Annotated in this window: 25 protein-coding genes; 2 read left to right on the top strand and 23 right to left on the bottom strand. The window is 44.3% G+C overall.

The features are described 5' to 3' along the window. Positions 1–35 precede the first annotated feature (35 nt). The 12 genes from F8R13_RS10540 to rplU all read right to left on the bottom strand — a co-directional run bounded on the left by F8R13_RS10540 (position 36) and on the right by rplU (position 12,308). Positions 36–1,214 carry a citrate synthase gene (locus F8R13_RS10540; protein ID WP_152834352.1) on the bottom strand — a complete coding sequence of 393 codons (1,179 nt, stop codon included), beginning with the start codon at positions 1,212–1,214 and terminating at the stop codon, positions 36–38. A gap of 15 nt (positions 1,215–1,229) precedes the next feature. Beyond that, positions 1,230–1,571 carry an iron-sulfur cluster insertion protein ErpA gene (gene erpA / locus F8R13_RS10535; RefSeq protein ID WP_029910425.1) on the bottom strand — a complete coding sequence of 114 codons (342 nt, stop codon included), beginning with the start codon at positions 1,569–1,571 and terminating at the stop codon, positions 1,230–1,232. Positions 1,572–1,676: 105 nt separating this feature from the next. Next, positions 1,677–2,720 carry an N-acetyl-gamma-glutamyl-phosphate reductase gene (argC, locus tag F8R13_RS10530; RefSeq protein ID WP_152834351.1) on the bottom strand — a complete coding sequence of 348 codons (1,044 nt, stop codon included), beginning with the start codon at positions 2,718–2,720 and terminating at the stop codon, positions 1,677–1,679. 151 nt (positions 2,721–2,871) lie between these two features. Next, the gene (locus F8R13_RS10525; protein ID WP_152834349.1) at positions 2,872–3,309 is read right to left on the bottom strand and encodes a hypothetical protein; all 438 of its coding nucleotides are present in this window, start codon (positions 3,307–3,309) and stop codon (positions 2,872–2,874) included. Beyond that, on the bottom strand, positions 3,309–4,397 hold the full coding sequence (locus tag F8R13_RS10520) for a PepSY domain-containing protein (protein ID WP_216642629.1): 1,089 nt from the start codon (positions 4,395–4,397) through the stop codon (positions 3,309–3,311). The genes F8R13_RS10525 and F8R13_RS10520 overlap by 1 nt, the downstream gene beginning before the upstream one ends. 47 nt (positions 4,398–4,444) lie before the next feature. Beyond that, a complete protein-coding gene (locus F8R13_RS10515; RefSeq protein ID WP_152834345.1) occupies positions 4,445–6,610 on the bottom strand; it encodes a TonB-dependent siderophore receptor in 2,166 nt (721 codons plus the stop codon). A 375-nt stretch (positions 6,611–6,985) separates the two neighbouring features. Beyond that, a complete protein-coding gene (gene groL, locus F8R13_RS10510; RefSeq protein WP_152834343.1) occupies positions 6,986–8,620 on the bottom strand; it encodes a chaperonin GroEL in 1,635 nt (544 codons plus the stop codon). 71 nt (positions 8,621–8,691) lie between these two features. Continuing rightward, positions 8,692–8,982, bottom strand: coding sequence for a co-chaperone GroES (locus tag F8R13_RS10505; RefSeq protein ID WP_029910434.1), 291 nt, complete (start codon positions 8,980–8,982; stop codon positions 8,692–8,694). A 283-nt stretch (positions 8,983–9,265) separates the two neighbouring features. After that, positions 9,266–10,393, bottom strand: a complete 1,128-nt coding sequence (gene proB / locus F8R13_RS10500; RefSeq protein ID WP_371414947.1) for a glutamate 5-kinase — start codon at positions 10,391–10,393, stop codon at positions 9,266–9,268. 30 nt (positions 10,394–10,423) lie between these two features. Continuing rightward, the gene (gene cgtA / locus F8R13_RS10495; RefSeq protein ID WP_152834339.1) at positions 10,424–11,485 is read right to left on the bottom strand and encodes an Obg family GTPase CgtA; all 1,062 of its coding nucleotides are present in this window, start codon (positions 11,483–11,485) and stop codon (positions 10,424–10,426) included. A gap of 159 nt (positions 11,486–11,644) precedes the next feature. Continuing rightward, the gene (gene rpmA, locus F8R13_RS10490; protein WP_152834337.1) at positions 11,645–11,905 is read right to left on the bottom strand and encodes a 50S ribosomal protein L27; all 261 of its coding nucleotides are present in this window, start codon (positions 11,903–11,905) and stop codon (positions 11,645–11,647) included. Between the two features lie 88 nt (positions 11,906–11,993). Continuing rightward, a complete protein-coding gene (rplU, locus tag F8R13_RS10485; protein WP_029910447.1) occupies positions 11,994–12,308 on the bottom strand; it encodes a 50S ribosomal protein L21 in 315 nt (104 codons plus the stop codon). 337 nt (positions 12,309–12,645) lie between these two features. Here rplU and ispB point away from each other — a divergent pair, with 337 nt between their 5' ends. After that, on the top strand, positions 12,646–13,611 hold the full coding sequence (ispB, locus tag F8R13_RS10480; RefSeq protein ID WP_152834335.1) for an octaprenyl diphosphate synthase: 966 nt from the start codon (positions 12,646–12,648) through the stop codon (positions 13,609–13,611). 15 nt (positions 13,612–13,626) lie between these two features. Here the strand turns inward: ispB and F8R13_RS10475 are convergent, their stop codons facing one another. Beyond that, complete coding sequence (locus F8R13_RS10475) at positions 13,627–14,247, bottom strand: hypothetical protein (RefSeq protein ID WP_152834333.1); 621 nt, start codon at positions 14,245–14,247, stop codon at positions 13,627–13,629. 199 nt (positions 14,248–14,446) lie between these two features. On the opposite strand from F8R13_RS10475, the gene F8R13_RS10470 reads away from it, so the two are divergent. Beyond that, positions 14,447–15,031: a helix-turn-helix domain-containing protein gene (locus F8R13_RS10470; RefSeq protein ID WP_152834331.1), complete on the top strand. Its 585-nt coding sequence runs from the start codon at positions 14,447–14,449 to the stop codon at positions 15,029–15,031. Here F8R13_RS10470 and F8R13_RS10465 read toward each other — a convergent pair. From F8R13_RS10465 to F8R13_RS10420, 10 genes are all read right to left on the bottom strand, one after another. Next, positions 15,028–16,194, bottom strand: coding sequence for a sensor histidine kinase (locus F8R13_RS10465; protein WP_152834329.1), 1,167 nt, complete (start codon positions 16,192–16,194; stop codon positions 15,028–15,030). The genes F8R13_RS10470 and F8R13_RS10465 overlap by 4 nt on opposite strands. A 266-nt stretch (positions 16,195–16,460) precedes the next feature. Continuing rightward, entirely contained in the window at positions 16,461–17,180 is a 720-nt protein-coding gene (locus tag F8R13_RS10460) for a type 1 glutamine amidotransferase (protein ID WP_253806432.1), read from the bottom strand. Positions 17,181–17,242: 62 nt separating this feature from the next. Beyond that, positions 17,243–18,091: a bifunctional methylenetetrahydrofolate dehydrogenase/methenyltetrahydrofolate cyclohydrolase FolD gene (gene folD / locus F8R13_RS10455; RefSeq protein ID WP_152834328.1), complete on the bottom strand. Its 849-nt coding sequence runs from the start codon at positions 18,089–18,091 to the stop codon at positions 17,243–17,245. Between the two features lie 6 nt (positions 18,092–18,097). Further along, complete coding sequence (locus F8R13_RS10450; RefSeq protein WP_152834326.1) at positions 18,098–19,417, bottom strand: FMN-binding glutamate synthase family protein; 1,320 nt, start codon at positions 19,415–19,417, stop codon at positions 18,098–18,100. 30 nt (positions 19,418–19,447) lie between these two features. Beyond that, positions 19,448–20,125, bottom strand: a complete 678-nt coding sequence (locus F8R13_RS10445; RefSeq protein ID WP_152834324.1) for a protein glxC — start codon at positions 20,123–20,125, stop codon at positions 19,448–19,450. Between the two features lie 32 nt (positions 20,126–20,157). Next, positions 20,158–21,057 (bottom strand): glutamine amidotransferase family protein, encoded by a 900-nt coding sequence (locus tag F8R13_RS10440; protein WP_152834322.1) that lies wholly within the window; start codon positions 21,055–21,057, stop codon positions 20,158–20,160. Positions 21,058–21,069: 12 nt separating this feature from the next. After that, a complete protein-coding gene (glnT, locus tag F8R13_RS10435) occupies positions 21,070–22,404 on the bottom strand; it encodes a type III glutamate--ammonia ligase (protein ID WP_152834320.1) in 1,335 nt (444 codons plus the stop codon). Next, entirely contained in the window at positions 22,394–22,882 is a 489-nt protein-coding gene (locus tag F8R13_RS10430; RefSeq protein WP_152834318.1) for a hypothetical protein, read from the bottom strand. Before F8R13_RS10430 ends, glnT begins: the two co-directional genes overlap by 11 nt. Next, positions 22,879–25,761 carry an FAD-dependent oxidoreductase gene (locus F8R13_RS10425; protein ID WP_152834316.1) on the bottom strand — a complete coding sequence of 961 codons (2,883 nt, stop codon included), beginning with the start codon at positions 25,759–25,761 and terminating at the stop codon, positions 22,879–22,881. Before F8R13_RS10425 ends, F8R13_RS10430 begins: the two co-directional genes overlap by 4 nt. Next, on the bottom strand, positions 25,751–26,020 hold the full coding sequence (locus F8R13_RS10420; RefSeq protein ID WP_152834314.1) for a sarcosine oxidase subunit delta: 270 nt from the start codon (positions 26,018–26,020) through the stop codon (positions 25,751–25,753). The genes F8R13_RS10425 and F8R13_RS10420 overlap by 11 nt, the downstream gene beginning before the upstream one ends. Between the last annotated feature and the right edge of the window lie 4 nt (positions 26,021–26,024).

The following is a 26,024-nucleotide window of genomic DNA, read 5'->3' as shown; positions in this document are numbered from 1 at the left end:
CGGGCATTTAAAGTTCAACCTGGCTCAGCAGACTGTTATTTATCCATAAAGTCCGGGTCTCCGTGACCACGTTGCTCCAGCGGGATATAACAAGCACTACCGACACCCGTATAAATCTGGGTTGGTCTAAAAATTTTGTTGTCCTGCAACTGCTCACGCCAATGCGCCATCCAACCTGCAGAACGCGCTACCGCAAAAATAGGCGTAAACAAACCAGCGTCAAACCCCATTTCTTTATAAAGAATACCGGAATAGAAATCGACGTTTGGATAAACCCCTTTATGCCCCAGCAGCTCTTCGCAAACTCTTTCAACTTCCTGCGCCGTATCAAACGCAATACTGAGACTGCCGGATTTGTTTCTCAGAATATCACTCGATAGCTTCTGCAAAATGGTAGCACGAGGGTCTTTGGTTTTGTACTCACGATGCCCCATCCCCCAAATCACTTTCTTCTTGGCAAGACGATCTTCGATATAAGCGCGTGCATTTTCAGGACGACCGATCTCGTCCAGCATTTCAATCACCATTTGGTTGGCGCCGCCATGCAAAGGGCCTGACAAAGAAGCGATAGCAGACGCAATAACCGAACATGGATTCGCCAAAGTCGACCCCGTCACCATCGTGGTGAACGTTGATGCATTGATGGTGTGCTCCGCATGCAAGATCAAGCAAGCATCCAACAGACGCGCCCAGTCTTTGTCCGGCTCTTCACCCGTCACCATGTACAAGAAGTTTTCCGCATAACTTAAGTCGGTACGCGGTTCGATTGGGTCATAACCATTGCGCATATGTTCCCACATAGCAACCAACGTCCCCATGTGCGCGATGATTTTTACGGTTACGTCATTGATATAGGCTTGGTTTTCCGTACCACCTTTCATATATTCGGTACTTGGATAGAAGCTCGCCAAGCTCGCAACAACCACCTGCAACATGTGCATTGGATGTGTTGTTGATGGTAAATTGCGCATCATTTCACGAATATTGAACTTAACGCGACGAGATTGGCGCAAAGACTGGTCAAATGCTTCCAACTCTTCTTTTGTCGGCAAGCGACCGAAGAGTAGCAACAGCGTCGTTTCTTCAAACGAAGATTTCTCCGCCAGCTCCATAATATCGTAGCCCCGGTATGACAAAATGCCTTTCTGACCATCAATGAAAGAAATTTCTGATTTGGTAGCAGGGACACCTGCCAATCCTGGGATATATTCCATAAGCCTATTTACAAGTTAAACACTAAAAGATGACCCGCAACCACACGTGGTCGTTGCATTCGGATTTTCAATGACAAAGCGCGCGCCTTGCAAGTCTTCAAGATAGTCAATCTTGGCGCCCATCAAGTATTGAAAACTCATTGGGTCAATCATCAGTTTGACACCACTTTTTTCTACAACAGTATCGTCTTCCGCTTGGTTTTCATCAAAAGTGAAACCGTATTGGAAGCCAGAACAACCGCCACCGGTAATATACACGCGCAGCTTAAGTTCAGGATTGCCTTCATCTTCAATCAAACCACTGACTTTTGAAGCGGCGGCATCCGTAAAATTTACTGGCGTTGGGATTTCTGACATAACGACCTCCTTCAGAGCGTTATCAATTCTAAGAAGGGTATTATAACCCAAAACCCTTCTTTTAAGAATGTGAGGACAGCTTTGTCCTAGAAACTAATCAGTTGATTATGGCAAGAGTGCTACTTGCTGTAGCCCGGTTGTTTCCGGCAAGCCAAACAGGATGTTCATATTTTGCACTGCCTGACCAGAAGCGCCTTTGACCAAGTTGTCGATGACCGAAGTCACCACAACCAAAGGACTGTCTTCCGGGCGGTAAATCGCCAGACGACACATATTGGAACCTTTTACCATTCGAGTTTCAGGCAGGCTTCCCGAAGGCATCACATCGACAAACGGCTCATCCTGGTAGGCAGATTCATACAATGTCTGGATCTCAGCTTGAGATTTTTCAACCGTCATGGTCGCATAAATCGAGTTTTCCATCCCACGAATCATTGGCACCAAGTGAGGTACAAACGTCAGACCAACCGCTTTACCGGCTTGTTGCGCAAGTTTTTCCTTCATCTCAGGCAAATGACGATGTCCGGCAACGCCATACGCCTTAAAGCTCTCGCTCATCTCCGCACCTAGCATCGCAACATTAGCACCTTTACCTGCACCGCTCACACCTGACTTACCATCGGCGATGATTGAATTCAAATCAATCCAACCTGCCTTCACCAAAGGTAACAACCCAAGCATGATACTGGTTGGATAACACCCAGGGTTTCCGATAATATCGGCCTTCTGAATCGCATCACGATAATATTCAGGCAAACCATAAGCAACCTTTGGAAAAAGGTGCTTCCCAGTATGCTCGTGCTTGTACCATTTTTGCCAAACATCCAAATCTTCAAGACGGAAATCAGCCGCCAAGTCGATCACTTTGACGCCTTTCTCCACCAACGATTCCGCCATGCTCATCGCTACACCATGCGGCGTCGCAAAAAACACTACATCGCAAGTTTGCAGTTGCTCGACATCAGGCACTGAAAAACACAGGTCGTAAAACCCTCTCAGGTTGGGATACATATCAGCGACAGCAACCCCTTCTTCACTACGAGAAGTAATCATCGCAACTTCGGCATTCGGGTGGTTTGCCAAAATTCTCAGCAATTCCACACCGGTATAGCCTGTTCCACCGACGATTCCAACCTTAATTTGTTTCATTATTTACGACCTTACAAATTCTTTTAGACAGAAAGCTAATTTTGCCAGAAAACGGCAAAAAAATCAGCGATAGTTTATTTAACCACTTTCTTTTAGAGAAAAAAAACCGCAGTAATTGCGGCTTTTTAAAAATAGTTTAAATCTCATTCCATCATTTTTCCAATACCCACGAGAGTTGAATGATTCGCCCTTGCCAATCTTGAATAGTTAACCACAAACGATCATCTGTTTTTATTACATCGGGAAAAGGTACATGAGCGTGCTGTATTGAGGTATTGCCATGTACAATTCCACTGTCATCATCAGGCAGATTAGGTGCGCTTGTAGCGACTCTCAAATACGCCTGCTTAACTTTATTGGCACAACTGTCACCAAAAATCACACTAAAATCTTTCTCTCTTTTACCATCATGCAGGTATGGCGGTTCTTTATCCATCGGCCTAACCTCAGCCGAAAACTCTCCGCTCTGTTTTTTCGCCCATTTTGACTCTAATGGCGGCGGCGTTAATGCCTGATATAAAAACCAGAATGGCAACAACAGAATAAAGCCATTTATCCAAAAACGATATCTCAGCCAAAATACTTTCATCACACTGCCTTCTTTGGCTTAATAATTGTGCGCTTACTCCACATCAAAAACCCCGTTATCGACATGGTCGAAAGCAACAAACCAAAAACAAACCATATTGCTTTACTCCACAATCCCGCAAAGGTGCCATAGTGCAATGGATCCGCTATATGCGAAATAACTTGCAACACATTCATCTGACTAGGTTTTCTTACATCAGAAACTTCATCATTCCAAGGGTTGACCAACAATTGATATGAATAGTCATCAAATAGAAATGCGCCTTCAGTTCCCGCAACCCGGAAGTAGTCGCGATTATGCTCAGGAAAAGAGATCATCTTTGGTTGAAAGTTTTTAAATTCAGATTCAGACCTCTTCAGTGCTGCAGACAAAACATCTGGGGATTGCAGTGACTTCTGTTGCGCTTGAGACATTACCTGTTGAGAAATAGGCTTTGCCTCCTTCCATAGAGGCACTTCGTTATGCCACATGACTGCTTGAACGAAATACCATATGCCTGTCAGCGACATAATGACAAAAAACCAAATTGACCATATGGCAACCAAGCGGTGAAAGTCTTTATAGAAGGCTTGCCTGCCTTGATTTAACCTTAACTTTGGTTGTAAAAAACACCGCCAAAATTTTTTATAAACGACCAAACCCGAGATCAACGCCCCCATGAGCACAAATGCCATCAAGGTCACCAAGTAATAACCCACGCTGTAATGATGGTGCCACGGAAATAAAAGCCAGCCGTGCAACATTCGCATAAACCCGATAAACGTTAGACCTTGGTTCACTTCCTGAACTTTTGCGGAGTATGGATTTACATATAAAATTGCAGGTGGCTTATCTTCTCTATTTACAAATACGGCTGTCACCAAGTACGGCTCCAACTCCATGATCCGTGTTACTTTTGCATCCGGAACTTGTGCCTGCACTGCTTTAAAAAGCTCAACCATAGATTTTTTGGGCAAATTCTTAGGATTTTCAGCACGCGCTTCTGGATTGGTTATCCAAGTTATTTCATGACTCATAACGGCGATTGTTCCGGTAACACATACAAAGCTAAACAGCAACCAAACAGGCAGCGAAAACCAACCATGCAACTTAAACCAAAACCTGCGTGATCCAAACACCATACAGCTACCCTTTTTTAAAGTTCTACTTTCATGCCGGCTTCAACCGTTCTTGGTTTTCCGAACCAACACCAAGAAGTAGAGTAACAACCGGACACGTAACGTTCATCCGTCAAGTTATGTACAGACAAATTGAACAACACAGATTTGTCCATCATTTTTGTCTTGTAGGAAGCTGACGCATCATAAAGCGTATATCCAGGTGTCTTGCCTGTATTAGCTGCATCAACATAAGTTTCTCCTACATAACGCGCACCACCACCCAACTTCACACCACTTGTAAAGGCATATTGCCCCCATAAAGATGCCGTCTTGTCAGCGACCCATGTTGGCGTTTTCCCCTTGTTATCACCTTTTGTATACTCCATATCCAGAGCCGTATAAGTCAAGGCCACATCAAAGCGATCAACTGGAGTAAAGTTTGCCTCCATCTCAAACCCTTTAGATTGCGCTTCACCCGACTGAATTTTGTACCCCGTGTGAGCAGGATCTGTTGCCGTGATATTCTGCTTTTTCAAATCAAAAACAGATGCCGTCAAAGATACTTTCTTGTTCGGTGAGTTATACTTCGTTCCTAACTCTATTTGCTGACCTGTCGTCGGCTTAAAGGCTTTGCCGTCATAACCGGAACCAGACTGAGGCTCAAATGACTCGCTATAACTGATAAATGGCGCAATACCTGAATCAAACGTATAAAGTGCGCCCAATCTACTTGAAACATGATTTTGATTCACTTTGGTTTTTGTACCATTCGCAACCTCGGAACCATCATATTGATCGTAACGGGTGCCAGCCATCACAACAAAATTGTCCCACTTCATTTGATCTTGCAAATAGGTTCCAACTTGCTTGGCTTTGATTTCGCGCTTGGTAATCGAATACATGGATGACATGATGCCTGCATGTGTCACCTGACTATTGTTAGGGTTAAAAATATCTAATGTTGGTGCACTGCCATACCCTGTATTCAGGTGAGCATCCATATTCTGATAATCCAACCCAACCAACAAATGATGCTTAACCTTTCCTGTTTCCAGTATGCCTGACAACTGGTTATCTATGGTTTGCGTATCCATACTTTCATAGGAGTAGATTGAATAGCGCGTCAGCGTATGATTATCAGCCTGTAGACCTGAACCATAAATGCTTTCATAATCGACCTTGCTATTCATCACTCTGGCATTTTGCTTAAAAGTAATACCGTTTTTAAACTCATGTCGAAGACTGTATCCAAGAGAACGTTGCTCCCGATTGAATTTTTCAAAATTAGTATCACCATCATAAAAATCAGGCTCTAACTGCCCCAATGGATTTGAGTAAAGCGAACCTTTGCTCGGTGCAGATCCATAAGAGCCAGATTTTGGATCATTCTGATACAGTGCCCGGACTGTCAACGAGGTTTTATCAGATGGCTCCCACTTTAAAGATGGAGCCAACACTACGCGCTCTGCTTCCGTTGTTTTAGCTTGCCCATCTTCAGTACGACCTAACGCAATTAACCTGTAACTAAAGTCACTACTACCGATACCGCCAGTAAAATCACCTGATAACTCTCTTAAATTGTAGTTACCAAGCTTAACTCCAATTTCATTCTTGGATTTGAAACTTGGTTCTTTACTCACCATATTAACCAAACCACCTGGAGCAGCATTACCATACAGCACAGATGCTGGCCCTTTGAGTATCTCAATTCGATCCAAAATACTGTTATCCAACTGTGGATACAAATACCAGTTGTCATACATCAACGACAAGCCATTCCAGTAATTGTTGTTTGAAGAAAAACCACGAATGGTGAACATGTCATAACGACTGACGACGCCACCTCTAGAATCAGGCGTAATCCCTGCCATATAGTGTGTTGCCTCACTTAAAGAACTTGCACCTTTAAATTCCAAGTCATCACTCTTGGCCACGCTCACCACAGCGGGGGTCTCAGCCAAAGACAGAGCTGACTTAGTCGCCGTACTTCCTTTTACAGTTGAAGCATCTTTACTAATAGCCGCCTTATCTTTATCAGACTGTACAACTACCGGCTTAAGCTCTGTTACTTTGGCAGCATGCGAGATTAGTGGATTTACAATCAAAGCCGACCCTAGTAGACATCGACTGAATACTGATGACAATGGATTCTTGCTTTGGTTTAGACAACTAATACCAACATTTTTTGATGACTCGTTCATTAAGATACCCAGCAAATTTTGTGAAGATGCGTAAGTATATAATAACAATTATCGTTTACAATACTTTTATCAAATAAAACTAAAACTCAACCATGAAAAACATAAGGTATATTAAGTAAGTACGCAAAAATTATTAAAAGAAATTTTTAAAAGGAAGGAAGTATTAAAATCAGGTAATTAAAAAAGCCGGCATATGCCGGCTTTTGAGAATAAACGAACTTATTTGAGTTCAATTTTGACATTCAGAGTTTCAGTTTTGCGCCAGACTTAAGGCGAGAATTTGACCCGAAGCGGAGTGTGCAAATAGCACATGAGCATCGGAAGCAAATTCTCAACGCAGAAGATGGCGTGAAAATGAGCCTCTGAAACCAAAATTTACATCATGCCGCCCATACCGCCCATTCCACCTGCTGCGCCAGCATCAGAACCGCCATCTTTAGCTGGAAGATCCGCAATCGCTGCACCAGTCGTCAAGACAAGTCCTGCGATAGAAGCTGCATTTTGTAGTGCAGAACGCGTTACTTTAGCAGGGTCAATAATACCTGCCGCGATCATGTCTACATACTCTTCTTTCGCTGCATCAAAGCCGAAGTTACCTTCACCTTCCATTACTTTGCTAACGATAACAGAACCTTCTAGACCACAGTTAGTAGCGATTTGACGCATAGGCTCTTCCATGGCGCGTAGAGCAATCTTAATCCCTACGTCTTGGTCATTGTTATCACCAACCACGTTGATTTTAGATTTAGCGCGAACCAAAGCTACACCACCACCGGCAACGATACCTTCTTGTACCGCAGCACGAGTTGCGTGCAATGCATCATCAACACGGTCTTTCTTCTCTTTCATTTCAACTTCAGTTGCCGCACCCAACTTCAATACTGCAACACCGCCTGACAACTTAGCCAAACGTTCTTGAAGTTTTTCTTTATCGTACTCAGAAGTCGTGTTTTCGACTTGAGACTTGATTTGCGCACAACGAGCTTCGATATCTTCTTTAGAACCAGCACCGTCGATCAACTTAGTTGAGTCTTTACCAACAACTGCAGACTTGGTTTCACCCAGTAGATCCAAAGATACGTTTTCCAGTGTCAAACCAACTTCTTCAGAAATAACGGTACCACCAGTCAATACTGCCATGTCTTGCAACATCGCTTTACGACGCTCACCGAAACCAGGCGCTTTAACCGCAGCAACTTTCACGATACCACGCATGTTGTTGATAACCAAAGTCGCTAGTGCTTCACCATCAACATCTTCAGCGATGATCAACAAAGGACGACCTGCTTTCGACACAGCTTCCAAAGTTGGTAACAACTCACGGATGTTAGAGATTTTCTTGTCGTAAAGAAGAACGAATGGCGTTTCCAATTCGCAAACCATTTTTTCTTGGTTTGTAACGAAGTAAGGAGAAAGGTAACCACGGTCAAATTCCATCCCTTCAACCACAACCAACTCATCTTCGAGAGAAGAGCCTTCTTCAACGGTAATAACGCCTTCAGTAGAAACTCTTTCCATTGCGTCTGCAATCATCTTACCGATTGTAGCATCAGAGTTTGCAGAGATCGTACCTACCTGAGCAATCGCTTCAGAAGTTGTACAAGGAACAGACATCGCTTTGATTTCTGCAACAACCGCTTCAACTGCTTTGTGGATACCACGGTTCAAATCCATAGGGTTCATACCAGCCGCTACAGCTTTCATCCCTTCGCGAACGATTGATTGCGCAAGAACGGTTGCAGTGGTTGTACCATCACCTGCAACGTCATTGGTTTGAGAAGAAACCTCTTTAACCATTTGCGCACCCATGTTCATGAACTTGTCTTCAAGTTCGATTTCACGAGCAACAGAAACACCGTCTTTAGTCACAGTCGGTGCACCAAAGCTTTTCTCTAGTACAACGTTACGACCTTTTGGCCCTAGTGTGACTTTAACAGCATCTGCAAGGATGTTAATCCCTTCAACCATCTTTTCACGGGCATCTAAACCAAACTTTACTTCTTTTGCCATTGTGTATTCCTTTTACTTAAATCTGTTTGTTCAAATGTTTTAGACAATTCTAAAAGTGCACTATCCAATCATTAATCAATGATGGCGATGATGTCGTCTTCGCGCATTACTTTCAACGCTTGACCGTTGTCATCTTTTACTTCTTGACCAGAGTATTGGCCGAAAAGCACTTTGTCGCCTACCTTCACAGTCATAGGGATAATCGAACCGTTATCCGCAGCTTTACCTGGACCAACCGCAACAACTTCACCACGATTTTCTTTTTCTTGCGCAGAACCTGGCAGCAAAATACCACCAGCAGATTCTTTCTGCTCTTCAACTTGGCGAACTACAACGCGATCATGCAAAGGTTTGATATTCATACATTACTCCTAAAAAAATGATTTGATTTCATAAATATATCGCTTTCAATTAGCACTCTATCTATGAGAGTGCTAAACATTTTAGACAATCATTTAAAGCTGTCAAGAATATAGTGACGCTTTTCTGCTTTTCAAGGAGATGAAAGGAAAAAAATTTTTGAGGAGCCCCCCAACCTGGCAGATTTTCATCCAACAAAGTACTCGGCGCCCGAAGGAGTAAGGCGAGAAAATCTGCCAGGTTGGGTCAGTTAGAATTCAGTTAAGAGAAATAAAAGCGAAAGGCTTATTCAGACAAAACAAAGTTATCGCAATGAATCAAGAACTCGCCTTCGTTATACCCAAGCAAGGATTCTATTTCTGATGACGGCTTACCAATGATTTTTTGCGCATCATCAAAATCATAGTTCACCAAGCCACGACCCACTTCTTGATTCTGTTGATTGACACATACCACCATTTCACCACGACGAAACTGCCCCGAAGCTTCCAACACACCAATCGGCAATAAACTTCTGCCAGTACGTTTAAGCGCTTGTACCGCGCCATCATCCAGCACCAACTGACCTTTTGCCTGAAGGTGACCTGCCAACCACTGTTTACGCGCGGTCATTGGCTCCAAGTCAGGAATCAACAAGGTACCGATTTGTTCACCAGACTGCAGTCTAGGCAAAATATTCGCCTCTCTACCCGAAGCAATAAAGGTTGCCGTACCGGAGCGTGCCGCGCGTTTCGCCGCCATCACCTTGGTATACATACCACCTTTACCCAGCAAACCGCCTTCTGGACTTGCCATGGCTTCAATATCCTTACGACTCACATGTGCTTCGGAAATAAGTTTTGCATTCGGGTTGGTACGCGGATTATCGTCATACAGCCCTTGCTGGTCGGTCAAAATCACCAAAATATCCGCCGACACCAAGTTAGCTGTCAACGCCGCCAAAGTGTCATTATCCCCAAAACGAATCTCATCGGTTACGACCGTGTCATTTTCATTAATGATAGGAATCACACCTTGCTGAAGCAGCGTCTGAATAGTATTTGAAGCATTCAAATAACGTGCACGATTTGACAAATCATCATGCGTCATGAGAATTTGTGCCGTTAAAATCTGATGCTCTGAAAAAGCTGATTCATAAGCTTGAATCAACCCCATCTGACCTACAGCAGCGGCCGCTTGAAGCTGGTTGATTTCTGTTGGGCGCTTTGCCCAGCCTAAACGCTTAATCCCTTCTGCAACTGAGCCGGACGAAACAATCACCACCTCAACCCCCTGATTTCTCAGGGCTACAATCTGCTCAACCCATTGTTTCATTGCGGACAGGTTTAACCCCTTACCATCGTCCGTCAGCAAGGCACTGCCAATTTTTACGACCCAACGCTTAGAATTTTTGACTGCTTCTCGACTTTGCACGCTAATTTTTCTCGCTAAAATCCAATGCAATTAATCCCAAATATCGCTTTCGGATGAAGCATCCGATACTTCTCTGGCATACTGACGATTTTGATGAAGGGCATAGGCGATGTCTTTTACCAAAGCCTCTGTCCCCTTTCTATTGACGGCAGAAATATAATAAACAGGTCCTTGCCAATCAATTTGCTGAACAATATCGTCACAGAGTTCTTGCGCTTCTTCCGGCAACAAAAGATCTGTTTTGTTCAGCACCAACCAACGCTCTTTAGAGGCAAGATGCTCACTGTACTTTTCCAACTCAGCTTCAATCACACGAATCGATTCAAGTGGATCTGATTCGTCCATCGGCGCTATATCCACAACATGCAACAAAAGTCCGGTTCTGGACAAATGCTTCAAGAACTGAATACCTAACCCAGCACCTTCCGAGGCACCTTCAATCAAACCAGGAATATCCGCAATCACGAAACTGGATTCCGGCGAGACTCGCACAACCCCTAAATTTGGATAGAGCGTGGTAAAGGGATAGTTTGCAACCTTTGGTCTTGCAGCAGAAACTGCGGTAATCAAGCTAGATTTACCTGCATTTGGCAACCCAAGTAGGCCGACATCCGCCAACACTGCCAACTCAAGCTGTAGATTTCTCTCTTCTCCAGGCTCACCCGGTGTAAATTGACGTGGCGTACGGTTGGTACTGCTTTTGAAGTGGATATTACCCAAACCATGACGCCCGCCCTGCGCGACCAAAAGTACTTGATCATGCTCAATCAGATCACCGATCAGCTCATCGGTATCAACATCTCGCACCAAAGTACCCACTGGAACTTGGATATACAAATCCTCACCAGCTCGACCAGTTTTCTGCTGCCCCATTCCTGCTTGGCCGTTTTGAGCCTTATAGTCACGGGTAAAGCGGAAATCCACCAAAGTATTCAGATTACGATTAGCCTTAAGATAAACACTACCGCCATCACCGCCGTCGCCCCCGTTAGGACCACCAAATGGAATATATTTTTCACGACGAAAACTCGCCACACCGTTTCCACCTCGGCCGGCGACTACATGGATTGCCGCTTCATCTACAAATTGCATGCCTATCTCTTTTTTTGACTTTGCATCTAAAATAAAACAAAAAACGAATGCTCCATTATAAAAGCTTTCGTTTCTTAAATATAGCTGGTGAAATTTTCTTTGGAAACAAAAACGCCCCGTCAATGCGGGGCGTTTTGCTAGTAACGATTAAAGCTAAGCTTACGCAGAAGCTTCAATAGTTACATAAGTACGTACTGGCTTACCTTTAGATACAAAAGCAACTTTACCATCTGCTTTTGCAAACAAAGTATCATCCTTACCGCGACCAACGTTATCACCCGCGTGGAACTTAGTACCACGTTGACGAACGATGATGCTACCAGCAGAAACTAGCTCACCACCAAAGCGTTTTACGCCTAATCGCTGAGCATTAGAATCGCGACCGTTTTTTGTACTACCTGCAGCCTTCTTATGAGCCATGGTGACAATCTCCTGTTAACCTGTCTACCCCCTACTCAGAAGTAGCTCAAGTTCTATTAATCGAAATCTAAGTATCTAACTCAGAGTATTAAGCAGAAATCTTACCGATTACTACTTCAGTATAGTTTTGACGATGGCCTTGCTTAGAACGTGATTTGTTCTTACGACGACGGAATTTGATGATCGTCACTTTTTTACCACGACCGTTAGACTTAACAGTTGCAGCAACTTTAGCGCCTTCAACAAGTGGAGCACCAACTTTAACATCAGCACCTTCACCAACCATCATAACCTGGTCAAATTCAATTGCATCACCTTCACTTGCGTTTAGGGATTCAACTTTCAATACTTGACCTTCACGGACTCTATATTGCTTACCACCGGTTTTAATTACCGCATACATTCTTGGAAACTCCCGGTTTCATAGTTACCTGAAACATCCCAAATAGCCAACTCATCCAGTCGTTTTTTCCCGACCTACTGCTACAATGGCTCAAAGGACTACTTTTCAGAAATTCTTTTAAATTCTGTATTTCACGCCGAATTACGGCAAAGGCGGGATTATAATGAGTTTTTAAACTTAGGTCAATTGAATTTCTAAAAAAATCTAACTAATTAATACGAAAGATAAATCACCCTATCATTTGCGCATTAATTACCCCCTTTTCCAAACGAAAGCTTTGAATCCCACTCCCATTCATAATAAACTTTGCAAACTTATTTATATTCTATAAAACTCTATGACTCTTAATGATATTCGCGCACTGATTATTGATGACATCCAAAAAACGGATGATTTGATTCTAAACCGCTTGGCTTCAGATGTTGTTCTGATTAATCAAATCGGCCACTACATCATCAATAGTGGCGGCAAACGCCTAAGACCGCTATTGGTTCTTTTATCTGCAAAAACTTGTGGATATCAAGGCAACCAACATCACAACATGGCTGCTGTCATTGAGTTTATCCATACATCAACACTATTACATGACGATGTTGTTGATGAGTCTTCAACTCGCCGAGGCAACAAAACCGCTAATGAAGTTTGGGGCAATGCCGCGAGCGTTCTGGTGGGTGACTTCCTTTATTCCCGTTCCTTTGAAATGATGGTTGAACCCGGCTCTATGCGCATCATGGAAATCCTCTCGGAAACCACCAATGTTATCGCCGAGGGAGAAGTGCTTCAGTTATTGAATTGCCACGATGCCGACACGACCGCAGAACGCTACCTAGAAGTCATCCATCGTAAAACGGCAAAACTGTTCGAGGCTGCAGCCCTTTTAGGCCCTGTACTGGCAAATACACCAGAGTATGAAACCGCTTTCACTCTATACGGCAAACACCTTGGAGCAGCTTTCCAGCTAATTGACGACGCGTTGGACTATATGGCGGATGAAGAAGAGCTCGGCAAAAACATCGGTGATGACCTAGCAGAAGGCAAACCGACTCTGCCACTAATTTATGTTCTGGAAAATGGATCTGAAGACGAAAAACAAATTATCCGTCGAGCAATCGAAACCGAAGGACTGAATCTGCTCAAGAAAGTGACGGAAATCATTCAGAACAGTGGCGCAATCGACTATACCGTCCGCTTTGCTAAAGATGAAGCTGAAAAAGCTAAGCAAGCGATCAAATCGCTACCGGAATCGGCATTTAAAACAGCCTTAATCAGTTTGGCAGACTTAGCGGTTAATCGTAACCACTAAATCCGCAACCACCAATCAAGGTGACACATTCCTAATTGGCAAACGGCCTTCTTTTCCGAAGTGTTTATCTAGCGTCTTTTGTAACTCCATCGCTTCCAACTGAGCGATTTCCTCTGCCACTTGCTCTTCGTACTCTTGGCGCTCGACTTCTTTAAAACGTCTATACAAGTCAAGATTGCTGATTTTAGTTTTACTCCAATCAATACGCTTCACCACCCAATTTGAGAAAAAGCGAATTACATGACACTCGTCAACGCTTGCATACAACAACTCAGGCTTTGGTCTATAACCATGCATGCGTTCAACCACAATTAATTGCTGTTGATAACATGGACGCATGCGGATATACCCTTGAACCGATTCATCAAAACTCGTGGAATAATATAGTCGAACCACTTTATTGATGCTAAACATAGCTTTCGACAAAATCGTTGACTCATGCTTACCATTCACCCCAACCGTGTGAATAAAGATGTTCTGCGTCATCAACGCACGCGAAAAATTCTCCACCTGATCAAAGGGGACATCCCGGTGCGAGGCAACAAGAGACGCCCTTTCTTCTTCAAGCTCAGAGGATTTTTTCTCCAATTTCTTGAAGAAATATTTCAATCCCTTGGTAATGTCTTGCTTTTTCATAAACTCAGTCTCCCTCTGTAGAAATCTATCGGCAGAGAACAGACTTACTTAAGCTAAATAAAGAAATAAAAATGCCGCTATTTTCAACACTTTTAGTCCCCCAAAAATCGCCCGTTTTTGTCAAAAAACAACAAGAACCTATCATCCATTTAAATTTGCCTTTACAATGAACATCAGGAATATAAGAAAAAAGTAAATAATGGAAAAAAGTACTGATTTAGACGCCTTCATAGGCAAAACAATTCATGATTTTCGTAAAAAACTTGGCCTGACAATCGCCGAAGTTTCAGAACAATCAAATATCAGCCGAGGTATGTTTAGTAAAATTGAGAACGGACAGGTTTCGCCCAGTTTAGACTCTCTATTAAGAATATCCCAGGCACTCGGTATACCAATATCTGCTTTATTCAAAGAATTCGACTCAGAAGGTGAAACGGCTCAACACGTCAAATCAAATGAGCGACTCGAAGTGGTTCGAAGAGGCACTAAAGTCGGACATACATACCATTTACTTGCTTACGACTCTGGGCCAAATAAGCTTTTTGAACCTTTTCTGATTTCGCTAGACAATAAAAGTGAAATTTTTCCTTCATTCTCACATGAAGGTAAAGTATTCATGTACTTAATTGAAGGCGAATTAATTTATCGTCACGGTAAGTCAAAATACCATATGAAACCAGGTGATTCACTGACATACGATGCAAAAGTATCACACGGTCCAGAAGAACTAATCGATGTTCCGATCAAATTTTTGAACATCATCATCTATGATAATGTTCATTAAGGATTAACACTAAAAGAAGTCTGCTGAAGCGGCAGGAAAATTGAAACTTGAGTTCCCCCTCCCTGCCTAGGCTCTACCTCAAGCAATGCGCCAGCTTTATGCATCCTTTCTTGCATAATTTTTAAACCAAAACTGTCTCTTCTTTTGGCTGTTTTATCAATACCGATCCCGTTATCCTCTATTCGCAATAACACCGTATTATGTGCAGATTTTCTAACCAGTATTCTTGCGTGCGAAGCATGAGAATGCCTTACCAAATTAGTAATTGACTCTCGAACCACATAAATAATTTCATTCGCGCTCCCCAAAGAATCGACTTCCGGCTGGCAGCGATTATCAATCTCAAACACGATACCTGAAAGCGATTCATACTCATCGACAATCAATTGAATTGCCTTTGAAATCGGGTGACAAGAAAGTTGAACACGAGAAGAACCTATCAATTCTCTCGTCAAGCGATTTGCATAGATGACTTGCTGATGAATATCCTGAATATTGTTTTTTAAACGTAAGTGATTGCCTTTTGCCTCACATAAGTTTTTTAAACTAGATGTCTTGAAGTTCAAATAGCTCAAGACTTGTGCCACGGTATCATGTAGATCGGCTGCAAATTCCTTGCGCTCATTTTCAATCGCCCTTTCGAGCTGCTGGTGCTTAACCGCTTGAACTTCAAGTATTTTTCCAACCGCAACAAGAAAAGGTTTAAAGGCGAAAGTGAATTGCTCACAGTCAGACACAGGTTTAAAACAGGCAACAAAAACATTCCCAAGGAGTTGTTTTTGTTCACTCCAAACAGGAAAACCGTAGAACACATACCGTTTGCCAGCATTATCCTGAAAAGCAAAGTCATGCTCATGTTCAGAATATTGAGATAGCAATACAGTCCTCAGCTCTTCAGATAACATATCGTGCTTTTGCGCAGTCAGTTTGAGCTGGTTATTGACAATGAAAAGTTGGCAAAAAGGATTAATCGTTGATCGGAAATAAAACTGGAGCGCCGGATCAGACAACATTTCTAAAAACGCCTGCTCAAAACTTACACCCGTCAAAACATCAAGAGCAAGACGTGAAAAATCCGGCTCTTTTGAAACGGGCTTTGTGCTATCGCATGCCCTTTTTTTAAACAAGTAGGGCGACTTGAAACCAGAGGTTAGTCCAAACATAATCCGTCATCCACTTTGACTTATTTTTACTTATTTAAGCAAAAAACTAACCAGAAAAAGTATTGATCAACGTAGCATATTAGGCTCTGTAAGACATTCCTTTAATCCCGCTAAATAAGCGGGGTTAAACACCTCTTAAAGCAGAAAAAATTTCAGAGACGAGTCTGTATTTTTGGTACATGAAATAAACGAACCACAAGATGTAATAAAACAGGGCAACTCGACTCTCAATTGCCCCAGAATCAACCATATGTTTTTAAAGTTTTTTACCTTCTGGTTAGATAATCTAAAAGCGAAAATAAAACCGGCTTAACAGCCTCTGATTTTTCATCGGTTTCTGCCAGCATTCGATCAGGGGTATGAACATAAGCACCTTCAATCATTTGTTCGCCTATTTCATCTACCCATTCTTGAACTTCTTTAGTGGTGACTTCAGGGTGACACTGCAACCCGATCACATTTGCGCCAAGCTGATATGCTTGATTAGCACACACTTCGCTTTGTAATAACCGAACCGCCCCTCTTGGTAGCTCAAAGGTTTCTCCGTGCCAGTTAAAAACTTCTATTTCATCTGGAAATTGAAACACTTCAGCGGTTGAAGGCACTCGTTGCAGTTTATGCCAACCAATTTCTGTTTCGTCATTAAGTGTGACTTTGGCGCCTAATGCAGCCGCAATCAGCTGCCCACCAAGACAAATACCCAGTACGGGAATCTCTGCTGCAATCGCATCGGCAATATACTGCTTCTCTGCAACCAGCCAAGGATAGTCATCTTCTTCATTGACACTCATTGGCCCTCCCAGAACAATCAACAAATCCAAAGACGACAATTCAGGGTACACAAATGACTTTTGATAGAGATTCACTTCTAGAACCTCTGCAGATTGTGTGTCCAACCACTGCTGAATATTACCGAGTCTTTCATAAGGAGCATGAACCAAAACCGCTACTTTCATCAAACCAACCTCTAAAAACAAAAAAGCCATACTTCCCTTTAACGAAAAGCATGACAAGTACCGAAACGCCCTTTCTTTGAAAGGAAACTAGGTTAATGCAATTGCTCGCAAGCCATCAGTGTATTCTCTAACAAAGTGGCTATTGTCATTGGTCCAACACCACCTGGCACGGGAGTCACATAACCGGCAATATCTGTTGCCGACGGCTCTACATCCCCCGTCAAACTGCCATCCTCCAAACGATTGATTCCCACATCTATCACGATACAGCCAGGTTTCAACCAGCTTGCCGGAATAAAGTTCGGCTTGCCGACCGCTACCACCAAAATGTCCGCCATTGAAACATGGATCGGAAGATCAGCCGTAAAACGGTGACAAACCGTTGTGGTCGCACCAGCAAGAAGCAGTTCCAAAGACATAGGGCGACCAACGATATTTGAAGCCCCAACAATCACTGCATGTTTACCTTTTGCCGACAACCCATAGTGATTCAGCAACGTCATGCACCCGTAAGGGGTGCATGGACGCAAAGTTGGCATTCTCACCGTCAATCGACCGATATTGTATGGATGAAATCCGTCCACATCTTTATCGGGATGAATGGCCTCAATCACGGTTTCCGTATCAATATGATCAGGTAATGGCAGTTGAACCAAAATACCATCAATCGAGCCATCTTCATTTAATTGATCAATCAATTCCAACAGCGCCTCTTGCGAAACAGATGCCGGCCATGCCCAAGACTTGGAAACAAAGCCGACTTCCTCACAAGCCTTCTTTTTACTATTGACATAAACCGCTGAAGCAGGATCATCACCGATCAAGACGACAGCCAGCCCCGGCACTCTCAAACCTTGAGCAGACCTTAAAGCGACCTTCTCTTTGATTTTGTCACGCACTGCCTTGGAAACAACTTTTCCATCAATAATCTGCGCACTCATGGTAAATCAATATCCTTTACCAGGAATCCAATCCGTACCCGCTAACGGAACACCAGCCATCGCCGCTGCTTCAACATTCAATGCAACCAAATCTTCCGGCTCAAGATTGTGAAGATGCGACTTGCCACAAGCCCTTGCCAGAGTTTGTGCTTCCAACGTCAACACTCGAAGGTAGTTTGCTAAACGTCTACCGCCTTCTTCGGGATTCAGACGAGCAGCCAACTCTTCATTTTGCGTTGAAATCCCTGCAGGACACTTGCCCTCATGATAATCATCATAAAACCCTGAGGCAGAACCAATTTTGCGATACTCTTCATCCCATTTAGGGTGGTTACAGCCCAGTGCAACCAAAGCTGCCGTCCCAATAGCCACTGCATCCGCACCAAGCGCCATCGCTTTTGCCACATCAGCACCACTACGAATCCCCCCAGAAACAATCAACTGGACTTTACGGTGCATACCCATTTCCTGAAGTGCTCTTACTGCTTGAGGAATCGCCGCCATGGTAGGAATCCCAACATGCTCGATGAATACATCCTGAGTTGCTGCAGTACCACCTTGCATACCATCTACAACAATCACATCCGCACCGGATTTCACCGCCAGCTTCACATCATAATAAGTACGCGTAGCACCCACTTTGATGTAAATAGGCACTTTCCAGTCGGTGATTTCTCTCAATTCTAGAATCTTGATCGCTAAATCATCCGGTCCTGTCCAGTCAGGGTGACGACATGCACTACGTTGGTCAATGCCTTTTGGCAGGTTACGCATCTGTGCAACACGATCAGTGATTTTTTGTCCAAGCAGCATTCCGCCGCCACCCGGCTTAGCGCCTTGCCCAAGCACCATTTCAATAGCATCTGCTTTTCGCAAATCATCTGGATTCATACCGTAGCGCGATGGTAAGTATTGGTAAACCAATGTTTTAGACGTTCTGCGCTCTTCCGGCGTCATACCGCCATCACCGGTGGTTGTACTGGTTCCGACCATATTAGCACCACGACCCAAAGCTTCTTTGGCATTGGCGGACAACGCCCCAAAACTCATTCCGGCAATGGTAACAGGAATGTCCAATTTGATTGGGTTCTTCGCAAAACGGGTTCCCAACACGACATCCGTACCGCATTTCTCGCGATACCCTTCCAAAGGATAACGTGACATACTTGCACCTAAAAACAGCAAATCGTCAAAGTGAGGTACCTTACGCTTGGCTCCAAAACCACGAATATCATAAATACCGGTTTCTGCCGCACGTTGAATTTCATGAATCACATCTCTGGAAAACGTTGCCGACTCGATTAATCCTGGTTCTTTCATTGTCATATCTGACTCCTTAAATTTAATCAACAAGTCTTAGTACGCCGAAGCGTTATCGACTTTAAAGGTGTAGAGTTGGCGAGCAGATCCATAGCGCTTAAAGCTCTTCGGATCATCATCACAGCCGGCTTCTTTCAATAGCGCAGACAGCTCTTCAAGGTGCTCCGCACGCATTTCTTTTTCAACACAGTCCGCTCCCAATGAAGCCACTTTTCCTTTTATGTAAAGGTGCGCTTCATAAAGAGAATCTCCCAGAGCTTCTCCCGCATCGCCACAGACAACCAGACACCCTGATTGCCCCATGAAAGCACTCATATGACCGACGGAACCCTTGACAACGATGTTCACACCTTTCATTGAAATCCCGCAACGTGCGGCGGCATCGCCATCCACCACCAGCAAACCGCCATGAGCAGTAGCCGCTGCGGATTGACTGGCATTCCCCTTAACGTGAACCTTACCGGACATCATGTTTTCCGCAACACCTTGTCCGGCATTACCGTTGATAATGATTTCCGCGGATTTATTCATACCTGCGCAGTAATAACCCGCATGACCATTCAGTGTTATTTTCACTGGATGATCCATTCCCACAGCAAGGTTATGATCCCCACTGATGCCGCCTACCACCACTTCTGCCGATTGGTCTTTTGGCAAATCATGTAGTGCTTGGTTCACTTCTCGAACCGTTTGTTTCTTCAAATCAAATTCCATGGCTAATCCCTTCTAATGCTATTCTGTATCTATTACCCTTTACCCCAGAAGTACACTTTCCCCGGATCTGGCTCCCAAAGCTTGGCATTTTCAATTCCAGGTAAAGTAGACAACGCATGGTATTCGGAGGCCATGGCGACATAGTCCTCTGTTTCCGCCATGACGGCAGGCTTACAAGCGATAGGGTCGCGCACTACCGCAAAGCCATCTTTCGTCCCAACAGTAAAGGTGAAGAAACCATCCAAATCCTCAATTGCGCCTTCCAGTGCTTCCTGTACGCTAGCACCTTCACGTAAACGCCAAGTTAAGTAGCCCGCAGCCACTTCAGAATCATTTTCGGTTTCAAACTGAATGCCTTTACGCTCAAGTTCTTCACGCAAGCGGTTATGATTGGAAAGCGAACCGTTGTGCACCAGGCATAAATCCATACCGGTTGAGAATGGGTGAGACCCTTCCATCGTCACACCACTTTCGGTTGCCATACGGGTATGGCCGATAATGTGGCTACCTTTCATACCAGACAAGCTGAATCGCTCCGCAATGTTTTCCGGCAAACCGACTTCTTTTAAGATTTCAATTGAATGCCCAACGCTCATAATGCGAATACTTGGGTCAAACTCACCAATCGTTCCACGAACAGGCGTTTCTTCCGCCTCCATTTTCAAGACCGCAGCATTGGCGTTGTGCATAACGGACACCGGCGTGTCATAATCTTCTTCCAACTTTTCCGCCAACAGGTGCCAAGGATAGTGTTCATCTTCATGTTGAAGCGTTAGCTTGATCATGTCATCACCAACCTCATCACCATAAATAGCAAATCCCGCACTATCTGGCCCGCGCCCCGTCATGGCAATCAGCATTGGCTCAAATAGTTGGCCGAGCTGCCCCTCAAGTGCGCTATTTTTCAAATACAACCCTACAATTCCACACATGAGTTTTCTCCTTTAAAAATACTCTGCATAACGGTTTAATTCCCAATCAGACACATGGCGTTGATACTCAACCCACTCCATACGTTTGACGTCAATAAACTCTTTGATAAAGTTAGTTCCAAACTGCTCTTCAAACAATGAATCAGCTTCCAACTCATCAATGGCTTCAGACAAGGACTGCGGCAGGGTATCAATGCCCATTTCCTTGATTTCCTCTAGCGAATAGCCGTAATGGTTGATATTACGTGGCTCGCCTGGATGCAATTTTTTCGCGACACCATCAAGACCTGCGGCAATAATCGCGGCAGTCACTAGGTAAGGATTACATCCGGTATCCGGTAAACGGAACTCCAAACGGCCGTAAGGAATGCGCACCATCGCTGAGCGGTTGTTATCACCGTAACTGATGAACGCCGGAGCCCAAGTGGCACCTGAAAGCGAACGCCCTACCACCAAACGTTTGTAAGAATTCACCGTTGGCGCAGCAAAAGCACACAAGGCTTTTGCATGGTGCATCAATCCACCTAAGAAGTGGTAAGCCAGCTCAGACAATCCAAGGTTGTTGGTGTCCGTCTTATCCATGAATAGGTTTTTGCCATCTGCATCGGTAATGGATAGATGGAAGTGGAAACCATTCCCTGTACGATTGGCATTCGGTTTTGGCATAAAGGAACAAATCATGCCCATTTCATTGGCAATCTCGCTTCCTGCCATACGGACAAAGGTAATGCGATCCGCTGATGTTTTAGCGTCAGAATAGGTGTAATTGATTTCGAACTGTCCGTTGGCGTCTTCATGGTCAATTTGATAAACATCAAAACCAACCTGTTGCAACGAATCTACAAACTTCTCCAAGAATGCACGAGAGCGTGATAGACCTTTGTAGTCGTAACAAGGTTTATCCAGGGCATCCGTTTCATCAAACGGCATCAGATGACCTTTCTCATCACGCTTGAGCAAACTGAATTCCGGCTCGATGCCCGTATTCAACGTCCAACCTTTTTCCGACAGACGCTCAATTTGCTTTTCCATGATATAACGCGTGTCGTATTCATAAGGTTCGTCATTAACATAACCGGTACAGGCAACACGCGCATAACCCGGTTGCCAAGGAATCACGCTGAGTGTCGTCAAATCTGCTTTGGCCATATAGTCCGCACTATGAGGTTCCATCCCCATCCCCCAAATTGCAAAACCCGCAAACCCAGCACCGTCGGTTACAATCGACTCCAAACAACTTGCTGGAACAGACTTGGTTTTCGCTACTCCGTGAATATCGACAAATTGCGCCAGAATGAATTTAATCTGGTTGTCTTCAAGAAATTTTTTCGCTTCTTCAATCGTCATCTTGACACTCCATTTTTAAAAAAGGGGACACTTCGAGCTGTCTTACCAGCGTCTCGTAAAAATAATGACCATAGGTAGGGTCACATCCTAGAACCAGCGGAGCACCTTCTTCAGGAATCAACAACCAGGCAGAAACACCTGCAATCAATACCATCAAAAAATCGCCAGGTTGGGTCTGACGAAAGTCGTAAATACAAACTTCCGCCATCAATCCCTTCCAGTCACCCGACAGTTCAAAAATTGCATCCCCTCTTTGGAATGCATATTGTTTCTTTTCTTCGGAGATATCTAACGGCTGCTCAACACAGACGAATATCTCCTCATTTCCCAGCTTGGCAACGAACTGACCATTCGCCACAAACCGGTACTGAAAAATATCTAAATTCGATGTCCCTAGCGAGGCCAAAACTTCATCTAAACCTTCGCCACGCAAGTGCATCAATACAGGAAATGCTTTTGGAACGATTTGAATACTCATGCCGCTTCTCCTGAACCTTCATTCGATTTCTGTAACCACCCTTCAGGATCATAGAATGGTGTTTTCACTACTTTTGCCTTAACCAAACGCCCATCACTCAGTTTGATATTCAACTCTTGACCTTCTGCCGAGTATTCAGTCGACACCATCGCTAGGCCAATCACTTTTTTCAAGGTGTCACTCTGGCCGATACTGGTAACCCTACCGACCATTTCCTTACCTTCAATCAAAAGGTTTGATTCCAACGGCTGATCTTTTTCGGCATCCGACAGAAGTTCAAACCCAACCAATGTTCTCGTCTGCATCTGTTTCAACTTCATCAAGCTAGGTTTTCCTAAGAAGTAAGGTTTTTTGAAATGCACCGCCCAAGACATGTTGGCTTCAAAAGGATTGGTTAAACCATCAGTATCTTGTCCAACAATAATGTGCCCTTTCTCCAAACGAAGAAGTCGCTGTGCTTCAACACCGAACGGCTTGATACCAAACTCCTTGCCGGCATTCATAATCGCATCCCAAACCATCAATGCGTTACTGGCATCAACATGAATTTCGTACCCCAACTCACCAACAAAACCAACTCGGATCATCGTGACATCAACCCCCGCCAACTTCGCCTGACGCGAAGCTAAATAAGGGAAGTTGTCATTCGACAAGCCAAATGCCGTCAGTTTTGACAAGACCTTTCGGCTGTTTGGTCCCGCGACATTCATTGCCCCAATTTGTCCAGTACGGTTCAGCACCGTCACCATAAGATTCCATTCAATGACTTTTTTCTGGATCATGCGGTAAGCGGAATCGGATGTTGATGTCGTTGTCGTGACATAAAAATGTTCATCTGAAAAACGCACGGCAACCCCGTCATCAATCAACACACCCGCATCATCAACCATCAGTGCGTAACGGCTAGCACCAATTGCCATATTCGACATACGCATGGTGTAAAGGCGATCCATCAATTCCGCGGCATCGCGGCCAAAAATTTCCAACTTTCCAAGTGTTGAGACATCAACCAATCCGACTGCATTTCTGACGGCAGAAACTTCGGCTTTTATTGAATCCTCTCGTGTTGCTTCTGTCGGATAATATTCTGGTCTCAACCAATTACCCGCTTCCATAAAGCACGCCTTAGCTTCTTCATGAAACAACTGCATCGGCGTCACACGCTCAGGACGAAAACGCATTCCGGCCAGATGTGAAACAGGGGTTGGATGGAACATGGGTCTGGCTGTCGTCGATCCTGTTTCATCAATGGTCTTACCCGTCAATTTCGCTAGCATACGAATACCATTCATATTGCTGTGCTTACCTTGACTCGGCCCCATCCCGATTGTCGAGAAGCGCTTCATAAGCTCAATATTGTCAAAGCCTTGGGCAATCGCGCCTTTTAGGTCTTTGACTTGAATATCCTCATCGAAGTCAACGAACTCTTTACCTTTTGGATGTTGCCAAATCGGATACGGATGAGAATGTGCGACACCATCTCTGAAGTCTTTCCACTCAGGAATCGCATCACCTTTGACATGCAAGGCAGCGGCCAACCCTGCTTGCTCACCATCTTTAATTCGATCTTCCATCACATAGACCCCGTTAACTCGCCCACAGGCGAAAACGCCATCGGGAAGAGAAACGGGAATCAGTTGCTGGACTTCCGGTTCATAACCGAATTTTGCACCGGCTTGGTACAAGGGAGCCCCCGCTGGGGCCCATCCGACACTCATCAAAATGCCATCGCAATCCAAACGATGTTCCATGCCATTCAAACCGAAGATAAAGCCTTCTACTTCTCGGCTACCTAGCGCTTCTATCGGCGTAACCTGTTCATAAACAACAATCCCTGCTTTCTTAGCCTCGTCTACCCAAACACCTTCGGTTTTTCCTGTGTCCAAGATGGCTTTGACAATCAAGCCGTTCTCATGCATATCCAAAGCCGCACGATAACCTTCGTGGTTGGCCGTCAAAACAACCCCTGCGTTACAGGGAGCTACGGCATATCTCGCCATCAACCTTTGTGCTGCGGAAGCGTTCATCACACCGGGCAAGTCGTTGTTTCTAAATACTGCAGGTTGTTCAAACACACCTGTTGCAACCACCACCGATTGAGCGGATAACTTAATCAACCCCTGATCAGTATTGACTGCTAACCAGTGATCTCCGTAGTACCCGGCAACATAAGCCGAAGTAATCACCTGAATGTTTGGCAATGAAGCAACTGTTTCTTTAAGATATTGACGATTGAGTGACTGGCTACGCTGATTAGCGAATTGATAGTCCAACGAACCTCCGATAAAAGGGTTCTCATCTATCAAACAAACATCAACCCCCTGTTTTGCAGCCTGGATTGCCGCTGCCATACCTGATGCTCCCGCACCGATAATCGCAACATCGCAATGACGATAGCGTTTAGGTTGACGCTCTTCGCTCCAATTGGTGTTAATTTTCCCCAATCCGGCCATCTCACGAATTAGTCGCTCCCACTTCGGGAACAAAAATTTCGGCGAATAGAAGGCTCTGTAGTAGAAGCCAACAGGTAAAAATTTTGCAATCCACTCCACCAAGGCGCCCTTGTCATTTTCCAGCGAACCAAAGGTATTGACTGCCGTCAAAGACAATCCATTCTTAGCAGGCGTGACATCACCTCTGACGTTTGGCATTTCAGCTGTTTGAAACAATGCATTGATGTCATGATTGGCAAAAGACATCAGACCACGTCGTCGATGATATTTGAAGCTACGCCCCAATACCTTCCAACCCTCTGCCCAAAGGGCACTGGTAACGACATCTCCTTCAAATCCTGTAACGCGCTTACCTTCAAAATCGAAAGTCACCGAAACATTACGATCAATCCATTCCAATGGTTGCGGGCCAAGTCTAAGCTTCATGTGTCATTCCTTTTCTCGCAAAATCAACTTTGTTGATTCGATCTGTCAAAGTATCTCTTTCAAATAAGAACCAAATACCTGTCGGACGGTGATACCACCACTCTATTTGTACTTTTGGCGCACCATTGTGATAGAAGACGTAATCAGCCCATTCCTTTTCAGATACGGTTTCTTGTGCAGGCTCTTGCTCGTATCGACCACCATAGGTGAACTCGCTCAAGGCCCTTTTTCCCAAACTTGGACAAGTTACAAATTTCATATTG

Origin of the sequence: Hydrogenovibrio sp. JE_KL2, assembly GCF_009296185.1 — a bacterium.
Classification (GTDB): Bacteria; Pseudomonadota; Gammaproteobacteria; order Thiomicrospirales; family Thiomicrospiraceae; genus Hydrogenovibrio.
This window is presented reverse-complemented; position numbering and strand designations above follow the sequence as displayed.